This is a genomic window from Empedobacter falsenii, assembly GCF_013488205.1.
GTDB lineage: Bacteria > Bacteroidota > Bacteroidia > Flavobacteriales > Weeksellaceae > Empedobacter > Empedobacter falsenii_C.
Genome location: NZ_CP040908.1, coordinates 310,574 through 327,503, shown reverse-complemented (window position 1 = coordinate 327,503; position 16,930 = coordinate 310,574). Strand labels below are relative to the sequence as shown.

Annotated in this window: 13 protein-coding genes; 2 read left to right on the top strand and 11 right to left on the bottom strand. The window is 31.5% G+C overall.

The window, feature by feature from the left end; all coding sequences use genetic code 11:
- Nucleotide 1: 1 nt before the first annotated feature.
- From FH779_RS01530 to FH779_RS01520, 3 genes are all read right to left on the bottom strand, one after another.
- Nucleotides 2-901: a tyrosine-type recombinase/integrase gene (locus tag FH779_RS01530; RefSeq protein ID WP_125349436.1), complete on the bottom strand. Its 900-nt coding sequence runs from the start codon at nt 899-901 to the stop codon at nt 2-4.
- A gap of 82 nt (nt 902-983) precedes the next feature.
- On the bottom strand, nt 984-1,178 hold the full coding sequence (gene rpsU, locus FH779_RS01525; RefSeq protein WP_038331168.1) for a 30S ribosomal protein S21: 195 nt from the start codon (nt 1,176-1,178) through the stop codon (nt 984-986).
- Between the two features lie 68 nt (nt 1,179-1,246).
- Nucleotides 1,247-2,389: an acyl-CoA dehydrogenase family protein gene (locus FH779_RS01520; RefSeq protein WP_180905817.1), complete on the bottom strand. Its 1,143-nt coding sequence runs from the start codon at nt 2,387-2,389 to the stop codon at nt 1,247-1,249.
- A 238-nt stretch (nt 2,390-2,627) separates the two neighbouring features.
- Between FH779_RS01520 and FH779_RS01515 the strand changes: the two genes are divergently transcribed.
- Complete coding sequence (locus FH779_RS01515) at nt 2,628-3,272, top strand: OmpW/AlkL family protein (protein ID WP_180905816.1); 645 nt, start codon at nt 2,628-2,630, stop codon at nt 3,270-3,272.
- 98 nt (nt 3,273-3,370) lie between these two features.
- Here FH779_RS01515 and FH779_RS01510 read toward each other — a convergent pair whose 3' ends face one another.
- From FH779_RS01510 to FH779_RS01490, 5 genes are all read right to left on the bottom strand, one after another.
- Nucleotides 3,371-4,300 (bottom strand): cation diffusion facilitator family transporter, encoded by a 930-nt coding sequence (locus FH779_RS01510; RefSeq protein ID WP_125349438.1) that lies wholly within the window; start codon nt 4,298-4,300, stop codon nt 3,371-3,373.
- A 58-nt stretch (nt 4,301-4,358) separates the two neighbouring features.
- Nucleotides 4,359-5,987, bottom strand: a complete 1,629-nt coding sequence (gene pruA, locus FH779_RS01505; RefSeq protein WP_180905815.1) for an L-glutamate gamma-semialdehyde dehydrogenase — start codon at nt 5,985-5,987, stop codon at nt 4,359-4,361.
- A gap of 113 nt (nt 5,988-6,100) precedes the next feature.
- Nucleotides 6,101-6,820 (bottom strand): DUF1003 domain-containing protein, encoded by a 720-nt coding sequence (locus FH779_RS01500; RefSeq protein ID WP_180905814.1) that lies wholly within the window; start codon nt 6,818-6,820, stop codon nt 6,101-6,103.
- A gap of 66 nt (nt 6,821-6,886) precedes the next feature.
- On the bottom strand, nt 6,887-9,448 hold the full coding sequence (locus tag FH779_RS01495) for a hypothetical protein (protein ID WP_038331059.1): 2,562 nt from the start codon (nt 9,446-9,448) through the stop codon (nt 6,887-6,889).
- On the bottom strand, nt 9,445-10,434 hold the full coding sequence (locus tag FH779_RS01490; RefSeq protein WP_038331057.1) for a hypothetical protein: 990 nt from the start codon (nt 10,432-10,434) through the stop codon (nt 9,445-9,447). The genes FH779_RS01495 and FH779_RS01490 overlap by 4 nt, the downstream gene beginning before the upstream one ends.
- A gap of 100 nt (nt 10,435-10,534) precedes the next feature.
- On the opposite strand from FH779_RS01490, the gene FH779_RS01485 reads away from it, so the two are divergent.
- Nucleotides 10,535-10,894 (top strand): DUF2200 domain-containing protein, encoded by a 360-nt coding sequence (locus tag FH779_RS01485; RefSeq protein ID WP_125349442.1) that lies wholly within the window; start codon nt 10,535-10,537, stop codon nt 10,892-10,894.
- A 1-nt stretch (nt 10,895) separates the two neighbouring features.
- Here the strand turns inward: FH779_RS01485 and FH779_RS01480 are convergent, their stop codons facing one another.
- From FH779_RS01480 to FH779_RS01470, 3 genes are all read right to left on the bottom strand, one after another.
- A complete protein-coding gene (locus FH779_RS01480; protein WP_180905813.1) occupies nt 10,896-13,535 on the bottom strand; it encodes a DEAD/DEAH box helicase family protein in 2,640 nt (879 codons plus the stop codon).
- Between the two features lie 22 nt (nt 13,536-13,557).
- On the bottom strand, nt 13,558-14,808 hold the full coding sequence (locus FH779_RS01475) for a type IX secretion system plug protein (RefSeq protein ID WP_244958002.1): 1,251 nt from the start codon (nt 14,806-14,808) through the stop codon (nt 13,558-13,560).
- An 82-nt stretch (nt 14,809-14,890) separates the two neighbouring features.
- Nucleotides 14,891-16,912: a T9SS type A sorting domain-containing protein gene (locus FH779_RS01470; RefSeq protein WP_180905811.1), complete on the bottom strand. Its 2,022-nt coding sequence runs from the start codon at nt 16,910-16,912 to the stop codon at nt 14,891-14,893.
- Nucleotides 16,913-16,930: the final 18 nt, after the last annotated feature.

Here is a 16,930-nt window from a genome sequence, read left to right as displayed (position 1 = left end):
ATTACTCTTTTTTGTTCTCACGCGGGTGAGCTTTGTTAAACACTTTTTTTAAATTTTCTATACTCCCATGTGTATAAATTTGAGTCGATGACAAACTTGAATGCCCTAAAATATCTTTTACTGCATTCAGATCTGCTCCTGAATCTAACATATGAGTCGCAAATGAATGCCTCAACATATGAGGACTTTTTTTATGTTTTACACTTATAAGACTAAGATAGTATTTTACTTTCGAATAAACAAGATTATCGTACAAAGGTTTTCCTTTTTCTGTTACAAAAACATTCGTACATTGTAAAGTAATTTCGTTATGTTTTCTAGTGTTATAATTCGCCAAATCCTCTAACAGAAAGGTAGAAATAGGAATTATGCGTTCTTTATTTCTTTTTCCAAGAACTTTTATAGAAAGTGTATTCGGATCGATATCATTTTCTTTCAAACCAATTAATTCGGCACGTCGAATTCCTGTTTGATACATTACATCAATCATTAATCGATCACGTAAACCTTCGAATGTGTCAGGGAAAAATTCATCATTATTCAACAAATCATTCAATTCTGCTTCTGTAAAAGGTACTAAAACTTGTTTATTTTGTTTAAGTGAATGAATTTGCTCGATTGGATTAATGGAAAGATGATTTTCTTTGACCAAATATTTATAAAACGTTCGTAAAGCGCTTAATTTGCGATTAACTGTTTTCTCAGACTTTTCTAATTCTGATAAATGCATCACAAATGCACGAATATGATTTTTTGTTGCAAGTTGTATTTCTGACGAATTTTCTTCTTGTTGATAGAACTCAACAAAATCGTCCAAATCTCTTTTGTAGCTAGTAATTGTTAGCGTAGAATAGTTTTTCTCGAGCGCTAAATAATCTAAGAATAGTTGAATAAATTCCATAAAAAAACCTATTCATCAAAGTTACAACTTTAATAAATAGGTCAACAGAAATTAATTTCTTTATATCGTTTAAAACGGCAATTTATGCTTCCTCCTTTTCGATTAAGGCTTGTTTGTAGATTGCTCTACTCATCTTAATTCTATTTGTAACAGAAGGTTTTGTAAATTGTTGACGTGCTCTTAACTGACGTACAACACCTGTTTTATCAAATTTTCTTTTGTATTTTTTTAGAGCTCTTTCGATTGACTCTCCGTCTTTTACTGGTATAATCAACATAATTTTATCTATTTCTTTTTGAGATGGCAAATATACAACTCTTTAGTAATTAAACAAATCGTTTTGTATTAATCTTTCAAAATATTTCTTCCAATCACTAATTTTTGGATCTCCGTTGTCCCTTCACCGATTGTACACAACTTAGAATCTCGATAGAATTTCTCTACTGGGAAATCTTTTGTATATCCGTATCCACCAAATATTTGAACTGCTTCGTTCGAGATTTTAACACACGCTTCCGATGCGTAATATTTTGCCATTGCACCTTCTGTCGTCATTGGTTTTTTATGATTTTTTAAATAAGATGCTTTACGAATTAATAATTCTGAAGCTTCGATTTCTGTAATCATTTCAGCCAATTTGAAGTTAATTGCTTGGAAATTTGCAATTGCAGTTCCAAACTGATGACGCTCCTGTGCATATTTCAACGCTGCTTTGTACGCTCCTTTCGCGATTCCTAAAGATAAAGCAGCAATCGAGATACGACCACCATCTAAAACCTTAAGCGCTTGTTTGAAACCATCACCAACATTTCCTAAACGATTTGCATCCGAAACACGTACATTATCAAAGATTAGCTCTGCTGTTTCCGAAGCACGCATTCCTAATTTATTTTCTTTTTTACCCGATGTAAAACCTGGCGTTCCCTTTTCTATTACAAAAGCCGTCGCGTTATTTTTTGCTCCCTTCTCTCCTGTTCTTGTCATCACAACCGCAACATCACCAGAAATTGCATGTGTAATAAAGTTTTTTGCTCCGTTAATTACCCATTCATCACCATCTTTTACAGCTGTTGTAGACATTCCTCCCGCATCAGATCCTGTATTATGCTCTGTCAATCCCCAAGCACCAATCCATTCTGCTGTTGCTAATTTTGGTAACCAACGTTGTTTTTGTTCTTCTGAACCAAATTCTAAAATATGATTTGTACAAAGTGAATTATGTGCCGCTACAGACAAACCAATAGAAGGATCAACTTGCGAAATTTCGTCTACAATTGATACATATTCATCATATGACAAACCACTTCCACCATATTCTTCTGGGACAACGATTCCCATGAATCCCATTTTTCCAAGTTCTTTGAAAACTTCAACTGGAAAAGTTTGAGCTTCATCCCACTCCATTATATTCGGCTGAATGTATTGTTTTGCAAAATCTCTTGCCGATTGCGCGATTAATGATAAATTTTCATTTTCTAAGAAATCCATTTTTTTGAGTTTTTTTGTTTTTTTATGACTTTCCTCCAAAAGTAATAAATTTCTATTAAGTGAAAAGTTTTTCTTTTACGATTATTTTTACTCATTAAAAATAATTGACTATCAGCGTGTTTAAGTTAATAATATCCTAAAAAAAAACAAATGTTTAAAGTCATTTTCGGAAATGATATTTGACATTTTAATTCGGATAAATTAATCCGAATTTTGTTCCAGAAATAAAATAAACATTATGAAAAAAGGACTATTAATATTAGGAGCAATCCTTACATCAGCAATCTCATTTGGACAAGAAGCAGGTGAATTGCATATGCGCGTAAGAGCAACAGGTGTAGTTCCTATGGAAGATGCTAAAATAGAAGCAATAGGTGGAAATGTAGCGGTTACAAACAATCTTATTCCAGAAATTGACTTTACCTATTATATTACAAAAAATATCGCGGCCGAATTAATCTTAGGAACATCTAAACACGAAGTTGTAGCGGTAAATACTGCATTAGGAAATTTAGATTTGGGACGAGTAATGCTGTTACCTCCAACTCTTAATGTACAATATCATTTGTATCCAACCAAAAACCTAAAACCTTATGTTGGTGCTGGAATTAATTATACAATCTTCTATGATCAAGGGCAAGGAAAAGGGAGAAACGCAGCCGTAACTAGTGTAGATTACAAAAACAATGTAGGTTTCGGATTTCAATTAGGATTTGATTACAAAATCAATGATAAATTATACTGGAACGTAGATGTTAAAAAATTATACTTAAACACAGACGTTACAGTTGGTGCAGCTTTAGACAAACAAGTTTATGTACCAGCAGATGTAGATCTTAATCCTTGGTTAATCAGTACTGGTATTGGTTTCAAATTATTCTAAAATCGACCTTTTATATATATTATGATTTTTTATTAACCAACTAAAAGATCAAAAAGAGAAGCAATTGCTTCTCTTTTTTTATTTAAATTGATTTATTTTTACTCCTCCACTCTTTTATCTTCAATGTGATTTGTTCGAAAATATTCTCGAACCGAAACAAACGTAGGTTCTATATGCACTAAAACGTCTTTTACTTGTGGCATTTTGGCTTGTACAGCATCTTTCAGATCATGACTAATTTTATGTCCTTCCACTACCGAAATCGTTCCATCGACTATTGCATGTAAATCCACATAATAATTCATTCCGTTCTTACGCACATTACATTTTTCAGTCGCCATAACACCAGGAACATGCGAAGCGATTTCTCTGATTTGTTCAATTTCATTTTCGTACAATTGTTCATCCATAATTTCTCCCAACGCAGGTCGAAGGATTTTGTACGCATTATATAAAATAAAACTTGATGCAAAAAGTGCTGCAACATCATCTGCTGCCTCCCAACCTGGTCCCATTACCAATGAAATCGAAATTCCGATAAACGCCATTAACGATGTAATTGCGTCCGAACGATGATGCCAAGCATCTGCTTTTAGAGAAGAACTATTGGTTTCAACACTTTTTCGCATTACATACTGAAACGATAATTCTTTGAATAAAATAATTCCTCCAAGAACTAATAAGGTAAATGGTTTGGGCTGATGATGTGGTGTAATAATATTGTTAATACTTTCTTTTGCAATGATAATCGCAGAAACAATAAGGAAAGTAACCACTAAAAATGTGATTAACGCTTCTGCTTTTCCGTGCCCGTAAGGATGATTTTCATCTGCAGGTTTTGCAGAATACTTTAGTCCAAAGAAAACAAATATAGAAGAAAAAACATCTGCCGAAGACTCGATTGCATCTGCAATAAGTGCGTAAGAATTCCCAAAATAACCAGCCAAAAACTTAATTCCAGCCAAAGAAGCGTTTCCTACAATACTAAAAATTGAAGCTTTGATTGCTTTTTCCGAATTATCATTCATACCAAAAAAATAAGCCCTACAAATGTAAGGCTTATTCTAATTTTATATCTCGAAAATATTATTTTTCTAAGAATGGGTATTTGTAATCTTTTGCAGGAACAAATGTTTCTTTGATTGTTTGAACAGAAGTCCAACGTAACAAGTTCATTGCAGAACCTGCTTTATCATTTGTACCAGAAGCACGTGCTCCACCAAATGGTTGTTGTCCTACAACTGCACCTGTTGGTTTATCGTTGATGTAGAAATTTCCACAAGCATTTTTCAATGCTTTAGCAGCTAATTCTACAGCTGCACGATCTTTCGCGAAGATTGATCCTGTTAATGCGTAAGCAGAAGTTTCGTCAACTAATTTTAAAGTTGCTTCAAATTCATTTTCATCATAAACATAAACTGATAATACAGGCCCGAAGATTTCTTCTACCATTGATTCATATTTAGGGTTCGTTGCTTTGATAACTGTTGGTTGAACAAAATATCCAACTGAATCATCATAAGTACCACCTATTACAACTTCAGCTTCAGAAGATGCTTGTGCACGATCGATATATGCTTTAGATTTTTCGAAAGAGTTTTTATCGATAACCGCTGTCATGAAATTAGAGAAATCCTCTGGAGATCCTAATGTAACAGTTGCTAACATTTCTTTCATTTGTTTCTCAACTTCGCTCCATAAGTTAGATGGAATATAAGCACGAGAAGCAGCAGAACATTTTTGTCCTTGGTATTCAAACGCTCCACGAACTAAACCTACAGCAACTTCTGTTGGACAAGCTGATTTGTGAACCATTACGAAATCTTTTCCTCCTGTTTCTCCTACGATACGTGGATAAGTTCTGTAATTATTGATGTTATCTCCAATTTGTTTCCATAAAGTATTGAAAACTTTTGTAGAACCTGTGAAGTGTAAACCTGCGAAATCTTTGTGTTCTAAAACTGTTTTTGCGGTTTCTGCTCCATCAGTTAAGATCATGTTGATTACACCATCTGGTAAACCAGCTTTTTTGAACACTTCCATTGTTACTTTAGCAGCTAAAGTTTGTTTATCAGAAGGTTTCCAAACTACAACATTCCCCATCAAAGCCATACAAGATGGTAAATTACCAGCGATTGCAGTAAAGTTGAATGGAGTAATTGCGAAAGTAAATCCTTCTAATGGACGATAATCTACACGATTCCAAATTCCTGGAGAAGAAATTGGTTGATCTGCATAAATTTCTGTCATGTATTGTACGTTAAAACGTAAAAAGTCAATCAACTCACAAGCTGAATCAATTTCTGCTTGCATTGCATTTTTAGATTGACCAATCATTGTTGCAGCATTCATTTTTGCACGGTAAGGACCAGCAATCAAATCTGCAACTTTTAAAAAAATTGCCGCTCTATCTTCCCAAGGCATTGCAACCCAAGCTTCTTTCGCTGCCAAAGCTGTGTTAATCGCTTTTTTTACATCATCTTGTGTTCCTTCGTGGAAATAACCAACAACTTTTTGGTGATCATGTGGAGGACGAATTTCTTTTTTATTTCCTGAAAAAATTTCTTCAGAACCAATGTATTGAGGAACTTCTGTTACCTCGTTAAACATTTTTTTGTATGCGTCTAATAATTGCGCACGCTCTGGCGTACCAGGAGCATATGATTTCACCTCTTCGTTAACAGCGTGAGGAATTTGAGCAAATGATTTTGACATTTTGATTATTTTGTTTGTTTATACTTTTCAAAGTTCAAATTTAAGAAAAATAAATGGAAATGTTTCAGTTCAGATAATTAAGTCTTTTATCACTTTAAACATAAAATCATCCATTATTCTTCCTTTTTATTTTCTTTTTTATCTTTTGTATGAAGAATTTGATTTTCGATATTTTCTAAATATTGAATCTGCATTTCCTGTATTTCTAATAATTTCTTATTCTGATGAACCAATAAATGATCTATTTTTTCGCTTAATAATTTTATTTCCAGTTCGGCTTTCAAATTAATTTTATAATCATGTTCGGCTCTATCACGGTCTTTATCTTCTTGACGATTTTGACTCATCATAATAATTGGAGCTTGTATTGCTGCTAAACAAGACAAAATCAAATTGAGTAAAATAAATGGATAGGGATCAAAACCTTTGTTGTGCAACATCCAGAAATTAAGAAACATCCAAGCCAATAAGAAAATAAAAAAAGAAATAATAAATGTCCAACTTCCACCAAAAGATGCTACTTTATCTGCGATTCTATCGCCTGTTGTCAATGGCTTTGATGAATTTTCTTTTATATTCTCGGAAAGAATAGAATTATCACGAATCGCTTCCACTACATCTTGATCCAATTTTTCCATTTCACCTTTTTCTTGCGAAATCAAATTTGCAAAAAATTGACGACGGTATTTGTTCAATACTTTTATCGAAACATAATCTTCTTCGGTAATTGTAGGATAATCTTGCTCAATCAATTTAAAAATCTCTTGCTGAATTTCTTTTCCTTTTACAGCTTCGTATCGATTAATTGGTTTTTGAGTTACAAAACATTTCATAATAATCTATTTTAGTCAAAAAAAACATCACAAAAAACGCTCCTAAAATTAGAAGCGTTTTAATTATTAAAAGTTATTTGTGTAATAATCGAAATATTTACAATTTGATTTTATTTCTTGATATGTTTTCGTGTCCGAATATTGTTTCAAATTTTTAAAATTAGAACGATAATTTGCCACTTTAAACCCTAAAATTTTATCTTCGTTATCATATTGATTTTCGTACAAACGTTTCAACACAGGGTCTTTTGCATTATAAAATCTTCCTTGTTCATTCTTAGACAATGCAAACAAAATTTGCGCTTTCATTTCTTTGTCTTTTGTCGAATCAAAAGCTTTTTTCAAATAATTTTCTGACGGCGTAAAATTATCTACGTAGTTTCCACCCCAACCGAAACTTTTGTAAAAGAAGTTGCTTGTCGCTTCATATTGATCACCATAATTATTAAATTTTGGTCCATTATCATTGTTTCGATCAAATGTCAACAAATAACGATAATAGCCTAAAGTCGTCGTATTGTAAAAGAAATTCCCCAACAAATAATTCGCTTTTGCAGCTTCTTCGGTATTCTTCTTTGCTATTTTATTCAATTCAATCATCGCATTTGTCAATTCTAATTTTGACATTTTTGGTTTGATAAATTTGAATTCATTCAAATATGGTGTTGCGATCACTTGATTTTCGTCACAATTGAAACATTCAATCTTATTATATCCAAAGATTTTATTCGGAATATTATGATAACCATCAAACTGATTTTCTACCCAAGTTTTGCTTTCTTTTTCTGTTGTATAATCGTAATCATAAACAAAATAAGCACTTTCTGACGTGTGATATTTTTGATCAATCTTCTCAAATTCTTTTTTCGCCAAATCAAATTTCATTTCGCCTAAATACAATGTTCCTTTGAAATCGGCTAAATAATCTGATAATTTAAACTGAATTTCTTTTGATTTTTCTGTTCTCCAATCCCATGAACTCGATTTTACTTTTGCATTAATCAAATATTTTTCGAAAGCTGTTTTATTCGATTTTTTATCCAATTTATCTAAATCATTGATAATCGTCCAATCTGGATTTGAACCTAATTGTGTAATTTCATTATGAATCAAAAATGCTTTTCCTTTGTCACCTTGCAAAAAATATCGATTTGCTAAAACATCTAAAATCACATTTTTCAAGTTCATTTTTTGATCATCTTCATCCGAATAACCATAGACATCTTCTGGTAATTTTGGATATTCATAATTCAAAATCGACGCATATTTTTGCATCAATTGATTCTCAAAACTATCTGTAATTTTCTTTTGTTCGAAAATTTCTAATAAAATTTCAATCACTTTTTTCTGTTGTTGAAATTCTTTCGAAGTTGAATTTACTTTTGCTAAATAATCCTTTGTTTCCGCAAAATTTTTGTTCAATAAATTCAAATATGCCACCGATAAATTCCAATATTCTTTGTCGTCAGCTTTTATCACTTGTGATTTTGCCAGAGCAATCAATTCATTGATCTGAACTTCATCTTTTGAATCTTCGGGGTTACTGTAATAATTGCCATTTGTTTTTACAGGCAAATATAAATCTGTATATTTTTTTCGTTCTTGAGAAGAATTCCAATAATAATCTTCAGGATTTTGTTGCAAATATTCGCGTTCAATTAAATTAATAGAACGTGCAAATAAGATTCTCGCTTGTGGAGCATTTACATCATTCGCAATAATTTTTTTGGCAGGAGCTAACGGATTCGAAAAATCATTGTAACCAATCAATAAATACAAATCATTTTTTTCTTGAATCGTTTTGGCATTGGCTAACATTTTCTCATAATTCAAATCTTCTGTCACGCGCATCGATTGATAAGCACTCATTTTTCGATCATTCGAATGAGAAAAAACTTCGAAAAAGTCATAATTCGCTTGAATATAATTTCCAAGTGCACGCTCCGCTCCACCTTTTTGATCTAACGCATAATAATACATCGAATTTTTGAGTCCTTGCGACGCCACATACATATTAAAATAATTGATAGCGTCTTTATATTCGTGGAAATAATGCGCAAAACGCACCAATTGATAACCATAACGAACTTTTAATTCTTTGTCCGTTTCTGCATTCCAACTTTTCTTTAGAACATCAAGAACTTTCTTATAATTTAGATTATTGACATTTTTTTCTGGACGATCTACATACGACCATTCACCATTATCGATATAATAAAAAGCCATATAAGGCTCTAAATACTTGGCATACGACAAGTAAAGTAAACTTTGCTTATTCTTTTTTACCCAATCTGTTGTCGCAAAATTATAGTTCGTATTGGACGATTTTCCATTCTTTACCATCAAATCAATTTCTTGTTTCGATGCTTTAAAAACTAACTCAAATGCTTGCTGATAGCTAATTCCTAACGTTTTTTGCCAATCCAAAATATTCTCATTCTTTTGATTTGCATCCATCGTATAATATGGATTATCCAACGTCATCAAAAATGGTTGATATTGCGGAGCTTCGCTTAATGTTTGCGAAAAAAGATTGTAGTAATAATAATCTTCTCCGCCTCCATCTGCACAAGCAAATGCTTTGGTTAAACCAAAAGTTAAGCATAAAGTAAGTACTATTTTTTTCATAATTGTGTTGGTATTGTTTTCAAAAATTTTGAGTCTAAATGATAATAAATCAATCGATAATTGTAAGATAATTTTGTATCGATAAATGATTTTGCTTCAACTAATAATTCGGGAGAAATCATTTCAACTTTTATTGTAAAACCTTTGCTCACATAAAAATTTCGTACAAAAAAATCATCTTCCACTTCATAAAATCCATTTCTGATTTTCTTTACAGGTTTTCCTATCAAATCTTGCTCCGAAAAAGAATTGATTAATTTTATTTTTCCTTGATGATTTGTCAAAATTGCCCACGAATAAATTGGCAAAGCAACATCTAATTTGATTGGATAATCGTTCAAGTTTTTTAAATAATCTTTTGCTATTTTCAAATCTAAAATCGAATTATTTTCAGATTGATCAGTTGGATTTTCGGTTGCATAACACATCAAAACCATTTTATCCAAAGGCGGAACTCCTTCTTTGTCTTTAAATTTGACTTGATGCAAACGCAAAGTTGCCGAAAGTTTTTTTCCCGAAATATGTTTCAATTCCGACAAAAACATAAAATAATTCTCACGCGTAGATTTCGTCCAATCACAATCTATCTGAATTTCATTGAAACTTTTTAGATTTCCTCTTTCAGCCGTTTCACTCAAAAAATTATACACATCTTTTGCTAAAATTTTGACTTGATCTTTTGATGTATTCAGAAAAGTTTGATTGGTAATAAAAACCGTCGGAATATAATTGACATTGAGCTTCGTTGCATCAAAATTCTGAATAATTCCAACTGGAGAAATTTTATTCAACTTTTTATCCACATCAAAAAAACGAACATAAATATTTTCCACTTTTAGTGAATCAACCGCTTTTTTCTCTGTTTCATTCACCGAATAATTACTTCGCCAATAATAAAAATCAATTGGTGATTTTTTGGTTTCAGAAGTACATCCAACCAAACTAATTATCGTAAACAGTGTTAAAAATCTAAATAAAAATTTCATACTCAAATTTAACTCAAAATCTATAAATCACAATCGATGAAAATAGTGAGATTTTATCAAATTAATTGTCGAAATTTATCCTCTATAATATTCTTAAAAAATGAATGATAAAAATTTTCAGCGTGTAATCGAAATGTCTTTTGCGAGCGTTTATCCACATTATATCACGAAAGCAGAAAAGAAAAACCGAACAAAAACGGAAGTTGACGAAATTATTTTTTGGTTGACAGGTTATACTGAAAAAGATTTGGAAAAAATTTTAACGAATAAAACTAATTTTCAGGATTTTTTTGAAAATGCACCAAAGTTTAATCCAAATGCGGCTAAAATAAAAGGTGTAATTTGCGGCTATCGTGTGGAAGAAATTGAAAATCCATTGATGCAAAAAATTCGATATTTAGACAAATTAATCGATGAATTAGCCAAAGGAAAAACGATGGAAAAGATTTTGAGAAGTTAGATTATTTCCACTTTTTGATATGTTCAATTGGTTGCTTTAATTGAAAACTTAACGATTTTATTTTTGCTTTGATCAACTTTTTTCGTCCATAATAACTTCTTGTGTAATGCAATTCTGCATCGCCTACAAGTTGCAACCATTGTTGATGAAAATATTCAGCCTTTTTCTTGTGTTGACCAATAATTTCGGGAACCGAATGATAATCTCTTTGTTTGAAAAGCTTCATCAGCACACTTTTTCGTTCGATAAAATAACGTGGATTATCAATTGGATTTAAAATATTTTCGAGCGAATGTAAAAAAGTCGCCTTATCATAAGTTGTTGCCGACAATAAACTACACGAAATATTTCCCGATTTATCTACAGTTGTCAAAATATTTGTTTCTCGCAATTCATTAGACAATAAATTAAAATGTTGCAAAGTATTGAATAACGCAACAGCTATTTTCTGAAAATCTTTGGTGATATCTCTATATTGAATATAAAGTTTGATGTTTTTGTAAAAATTAACTCCGAAATACACAATTCCGACCGTTGAGAGAAAAATTATGGTTGAAAGAAAGCTTTTTTTCGACATCGAAAATAAAAGTGTTCGAATACTTTCTTCGAAAAAGAAAACGATAAAAGAGATGAATGAAAGAAGTAAACTTGTTGTTAAACTTTTTATCGACTTCGAATAATACAAATGTTTTGAGAAATCATATTCTTTTTCTCCATCATAAAAATACTTTAATTCATTATCAATTTTTGTTCCTTCGGCAATAGAATTTGTCCAAGAATCTCTAATTTGAACATCATTTTTACTCCATTCTATCGTTTGCTGATTGTAATTTTCAATAGATTCCTCAGTAAATTGTTCAGGAAGATTCAGACGAGAAATACCATTCGAAATCGTGTTTTCCTTTTGCGAAATTCCAACAAAAGCCTCAAATCGTTGTCTCATTTTATCCAAATCTCCACCGCCATTTTGCGCAAATAAATCCAACGTAACCAAATGCCAAACGTTACTCACTTTATTTGGTTCTTCAGAATTCACACGAATCGCACGCCCACGCATCTGATTTGATGTTACAAAAGAACCTACATTACTCGCTAAAATTAAACTATTGATACTCGGCGCATCCCAACCTTCGCCCAAATAAGCGCGAGTTCCGACAATTATTTTGATAACACCTTCGTTGAATAATTTTGTTAAAACAGCCAACAAATTTCCTCTTGAATTATCTTCTGCAACAACTTCGAAAAAATTATCATCGAACATCACCGATTTGAACTGAATCGCTTCTGCTCTATCTTTGAATTGATAAATTAATTTTGGAAGAATTGTTTTCGAAACGATTACCATCGAACCTGTAATAATCGCAAGATGTGGAATTATTTCTGAATTTAGATTTCGAAGTTTTTCGAAAATTGGAAAAACTCCCAACTTTATTTTACTTGGTTCATTCTGTAAATTATCCGAATAAAATTCTTTTCGAATGTAATCCGTCAAAATCACCATGTGCAACTTATCGCCCAAATGTTGATATTCTGACTTTACAATTTCTGCAATACTATCAATCTTTTTTACACTATTTATCAGTGAATTTTTAACTTTTTGATTATAATGTAACGTAACTTTTTTCTGATCGATTGCTCCGATTCGTTTTAAATTCGTTAAAAATGGTTTCAAGAATTTCTCGTGTTCTAAATAAAATTCTTCATCTTTAAACAACAAATAATTGAACATACATTCTGCCCAATAATAATTGAAAGGCGGAAAATCTATCGTTTCGTTTTCTAATAAATCCAAATGCTGAAAATCCAATGGCGTATCAAACGATTTCAGATAAATCACAAAACACGCATACGCATCAAAATCTGCATAAATTTCGTCGAAACAACTTGCGGGCGTTTTTATAAAATCTAACGTCAAAACAAAATCATACAAAGCTGTATTTCCTTTTATTTCTTGGAAAAAAGATTCTACTTCTTCAAGGTTTTTAGAAATAATTTCACTCTCGAAATTTGTAGGAAATGAGCACAACAATAAATCTTGATGTGGGCACAAATCTTTTTGTTTAACCAATTCTGGAACAGAAATTTCGCAATCAATCGGACCACAAAAAGTGAGATAACGATTCCATTCTTCTTTCGCAACATCAAAAGGCGGCGTAGCAGTTAACGCAACAATCTTTGGTGATAATTCACTTTTGATTTTATTGAGACTTTTCCACCATTCATTTTTTAGATGATGCGCTTCGTCTACAATCAAAGTTTTGACGTTATTTTCTTTTAATAATTGAATCAAAGACTGTTCGTCTTTTACCATCGAAGCATGCAATCCTTGATAAGTAGAAATGGTAAGAAATTTTGGTTGATGAATATCCATCGAAATCCAATCGACTTCCTTATTATCAAGAAAAAGCTCAATAAATCGATCTTTCCATTGATTACGAATCGCTAAAGTTGGTGCTAAAATAAGCGTAGGCTCATTAATCCGAAGCATCACTTCCAATCCCAAAACCGTTTTTCCAGAACCAGGCGGTGCTACAACATTAAGATGCGCATCTTCTAAATGAAATTCTAATTCATCTAAAACTCGCTGTTGATAATCGCGCCAAGAATACTTAAATTTTATAGGTTGAGTGTTGAAAGTCATGATTGATAAAAAACTGAATTATTTATCTCCTCGAATTTCCAGTTCCATATCCCATCAACACATCGTATCGTTGTCCCCAAGGGCGATAGTAAAACAACGCTTGATATTGATTTTCAGTTTGCCAAAAACTTCCGCTCACATAACTTGGATCGATTTTACCTGTTTTGGTATTTTTTACAACATATTGATAATTGTAATAACCTTGTTTCAAAAATAATTCGGTTACCCAAAATCCTGCATCGTCTTTTTCTAATTTCGAATTATCGTCAATTTCCCAATTATTAAAAGCTCCCACAACATACGGAACGTATAATCCATTTTGATCTTCGAAAGCGTCTAAGGCAAAATAAACCCACGAATAATCTGCTTCAGAATTTGCTGCATATTCGTTTCCATAACGGTTATTTCGGATATAAAAATTTCCATTAATGTCTGGATAATCATCGTATGGTAAATTATACTTCGGAATATCTGCACGCAAAACAGTATGGTAAACACTATCTTTTCTGAATGTTTTTTCTGTTGTTAAACTCGGAACTTCTAAATTTTTGTTATCAAACCAATTGTATTCTGCACCACCGTCAAACAAAATATTGGTATCATTATATGTTAACTGATTTGGGCGAGAAAAAGATGGTTGATTGACAAAATAACCTTCGTTCCAATTGTTATTTTTCATCAAAAATAATTTTGCGCCGTCAGGAACTTCAGTCAAATTTTGTGTTCCGCTCGAAACTTGAACTTGCAAACGCTGATTCAATTCTTTTATCGTTGGATTATTGTAACGAGAAACCATCACGCCAACATCTGCAATTGGTTGATAAACCGCAAAACGTTTCGTGAAAATTGGATTCGAATCATTTTCTAAATACACTTTCAACACATAATTTCCAGGCAATTTTACATTCATTTGCTCATTCGGAAATTGAATTTGATAATTGGTATATTTTTGATACGTATTGAATGAATTTTTATATGTTCGCGCATAATCAGCATTAACACCATTTAAAAATTCGGTTTGAAAAATATTCGATTCAGACCAATCTGCATTTCTGTGTTCGATAGAATATTGATAACGCTTGTAACCTGCGCTGATATCATCAAAAAGAAAAATTAATCTTTCGCTAGAACCTAACTTGATAATGGGTGTATTATCGTTTGTTTGCGGGTTAAAAATTTGAACCGTCTTGATATTCTTTGGAGGAATTATATCCTGAAATTGTCCAAAAAGAACAGAAGTCAACAGACAAAGTATGATCGAATAAAATTTCATTTTCATTATAATTTTGATTGTTAAAAATACAAAAAAAAGCGTATGTTCTTATGAAAGAGCGTACGCTTTATAATTTTAAAAATTATTTTTTAATTATTTTTTGTTCAGTTATTTTACCATCTATCGTTTGTATTTGAATAATATAAACCCCTTTTACCAGATGATTTAAATTAATCTCAGATTTTGATGTTTTCATCAATTCTTTTCCTTGTAAAGAATAAACTCTTACTTGATCAATTTTTGTATTAGAATTTATCAACACTTTATCTGTTACTGGATTTGGATAAATTGTTAATCCTGATTTATTATTTTCTGATAATCCTAAATGATCTGTTGCAACAATTAATTGAACAACTCCTGTAGGAGTTTTTGTTGCACTTGTAAAATTAGAAATATTAACATAGTAAGTAACCTCTTTTTTAGAATTTTCTATGTTGACCGTGTGTGTAAAATCTGTTACTGGCGCTCCTTTTGTTCCTACACAAGTTAATGCATCTGAAAAAGTTGGATTTGCTTGTTTTTCTTGTTCAGTCAATGTTCTATAAACATCTATTCTTGCATCCCAAAATTGATCAGTTATTGAACGAACAGAAAAATTACTTCCATTTCCATTAAATTTAAACCATACACCATTATCTGAATAATTTGATGTTGATAAATTTATCCCTTCCAAATTAATATCAGCATACATCGAACAAGTTCCTATTAAATCATCAATCACTACATTTGATCTTTTTGTATATCCTGATGTATCAAAAGTTTTATCAAAAGTAAAATTATCTAATAATATCGCTGTCGATTTCTCATCATTTTCTGGAGTTGACCCCGCTGTAGAAAGACAAATATCAAATTCTGAATCTGTAAGATTATTCGAATAAGTAAATAATCTGATGTAATAGGTATTTCCTACAATCAAATCATCTAAGATTGCTCGCTCTTCATCAATACAATCTTTTGTGATCAATTTATTTGAATCTCCTTCATATAATGTAAAATATAAATCGTTTACACTTCCTTCTGTAGAAGATAAATTAATGATATGTCTTTTAGATTTTGCAACAAATTTATACCATACATCGTCCTTATTATTAGCGGATGTGTTACATCCTAACTCTTCTATCGATTTTGATGCATTTTTAAATGTTCCTCTGACTCCTCCATCGCAGAATAAGCTATTTGATGGTGTTAGTGTAATTGCTCCTGTTATTTCATCATTAACAGGTGTTGTTTTAGTCTTGAATGTTATTTCGTTACAATTTTCAGCACTTCCTATTGTATTGTAAGGAATTATTTTCAGAAAATATGATGTATTAGACTTTAAATTACTACCTAATTTATATACTGTTACATTCCCTAAATCAATTCCATTCAAAATAGAATAATTACCTGTTTGTTCTCCCAAATAAATGTGATAACCTTCTGCTCCTTCAGCTGGTGACCATGTTAAATTTTGATCTACCCCAATATTGATGCCATTATCTGTTGGCGAAAGATGTGTTACACAAGAAGGTAAAGTCTCCGTAGATTGAGCTATCACAAAGTCATCAAAATACATGTATAAATTATTTGGGACTCCATTCTCTAATAAAGCAACAGATGCTTTTGCTTTAAATTTAAAATTTGAACCTTCTGGAACTACTCCATTTGGTATTTTAAATTGAGATGAGATAATACCTTGATTAGAATTATCTATATTTGGATCAAATGCTTCATTATATTTGATTGCCTCTCCTAATTCTACCCAAGTCACTCCATTATCTACAGAATATAAGAATTGTACCTCTCCATTTATTACACGATCAGAAAATTTAAAAGCCCTTGTTTTTACCGAAATAGAAATTTCTTTTCCATTAGATCTGGTATCATTTTTTGTTATAAATTCTACTACTGGATTAGGAGCTACCGTAGTTGCTGAAATTGATTTTCTAAGCGATCTACTACCATTTAATGGGCTGACGTTAGAATTTATCCAACCTGTACTCGATGGTGTATATGACCATCCTGATGGAAGAGCTGATGTTTCGAAAGTTTCGTTAATAGTAATCTGCGCATGAATCACAGAAAAAAACACCATAAAAAAGGTAAAGTTTAAAATTTTGTTCATAAGTAAATTGATTTAAGT

Excerpts from the sequence above, each read along its gene's own strand:
- FH779_RS01530 (WP_125349436.1), bottom strand. The coding sequence starts at position 901 with ATGGAATTTATTCAACTATTCTTAGATTATTTAGCGCTCGAGAAAAAC.
- rpsU (WP_038331168.1), bottom strand. The coding sequence starts at position 1,178 with ATGTTGATTATACCAGTAAAAGACGGAGAGTCAATCGAAAGAGCTCTA.
- FH779_RS01520 (WP_180905817.1), bottom strand. The coding sequence starts at position 2,389 with ATGGATTTCTTAGAAAATGAAAATTTATCATTAATCGCGCAATCGGCA.
- FH779_RS01515 (WP_180905816.1), top strand. The coding sequence starts at position 2,628 with ATGAAAAAAGGACTATTAATATTAGGAGCAATCCTTACATCAGCAATC.
- FH779_RS01510 (WP_125349438.1), bottom strand. The coding sequence starts at position 4,300 with ATGAATGATAATTCGGAAAAAGCAATCAAAGCTTCAATTTTTAGTATT.
- pruA (WP_180905815.1), bottom strand. The coding sequence starts at position 5,987 with ATGTCAAAATCATTTGCTCAAATTCCTCACGCTGTTAACGAAGAGGTG.
- FH779_RS01500 (WP_180905814.1), bottom strand. The coding sequence starts at position 6,820 with ATGAAATGTTTTGTAACTCAAAAACCAATTAATCGATACGAAGCTGTA.
- FH779_RS01495 (WP_038331059.1), bottom strand. The coding sequence starts at position 9,448 with ATGAAAAAAATAGTACTTACTTTATGCTTAACTTTTGGTTTAACCAAA.
- FH779_RS01490 (WP_038331057.1), bottom strand. The coding sequence starts at position 10,434 with ATGAAATTTTTATTTAGATTTTTAACACTGTTTACGATAATTAGTTTG.
- FH779_RS01485 (WP_125349442.1), top strand. The coding sequence starts at position 10,535 with ATGAATGATAAAAATTTTCAGCGTGTAATCGAAATGTCTTTTGCGAGC.
- FH779_RS01480 (WP_180905813.1), bottom strand. The coding sequence starts at position 13,535 with ATGACTTTCAACACTCAACCTATAAAATTTAAGTATTCTTGGCGCGAT.
- FH779_RS01475 (WP_244958002.1), bottom strand. The coding sequence starts at position 14,808 with ATGAAATTTTATTCGATCATACTTTGTCTGTTGACTTCTGTTCTTTTT.
- FH779_RS01470 (WP_180905811.1), bottom strand. The coding sequence starts at position 16,912 with ATGAACAAAATTTTAAACTTTACCTTTTTTATGGTGTTTTTTTCTGTG.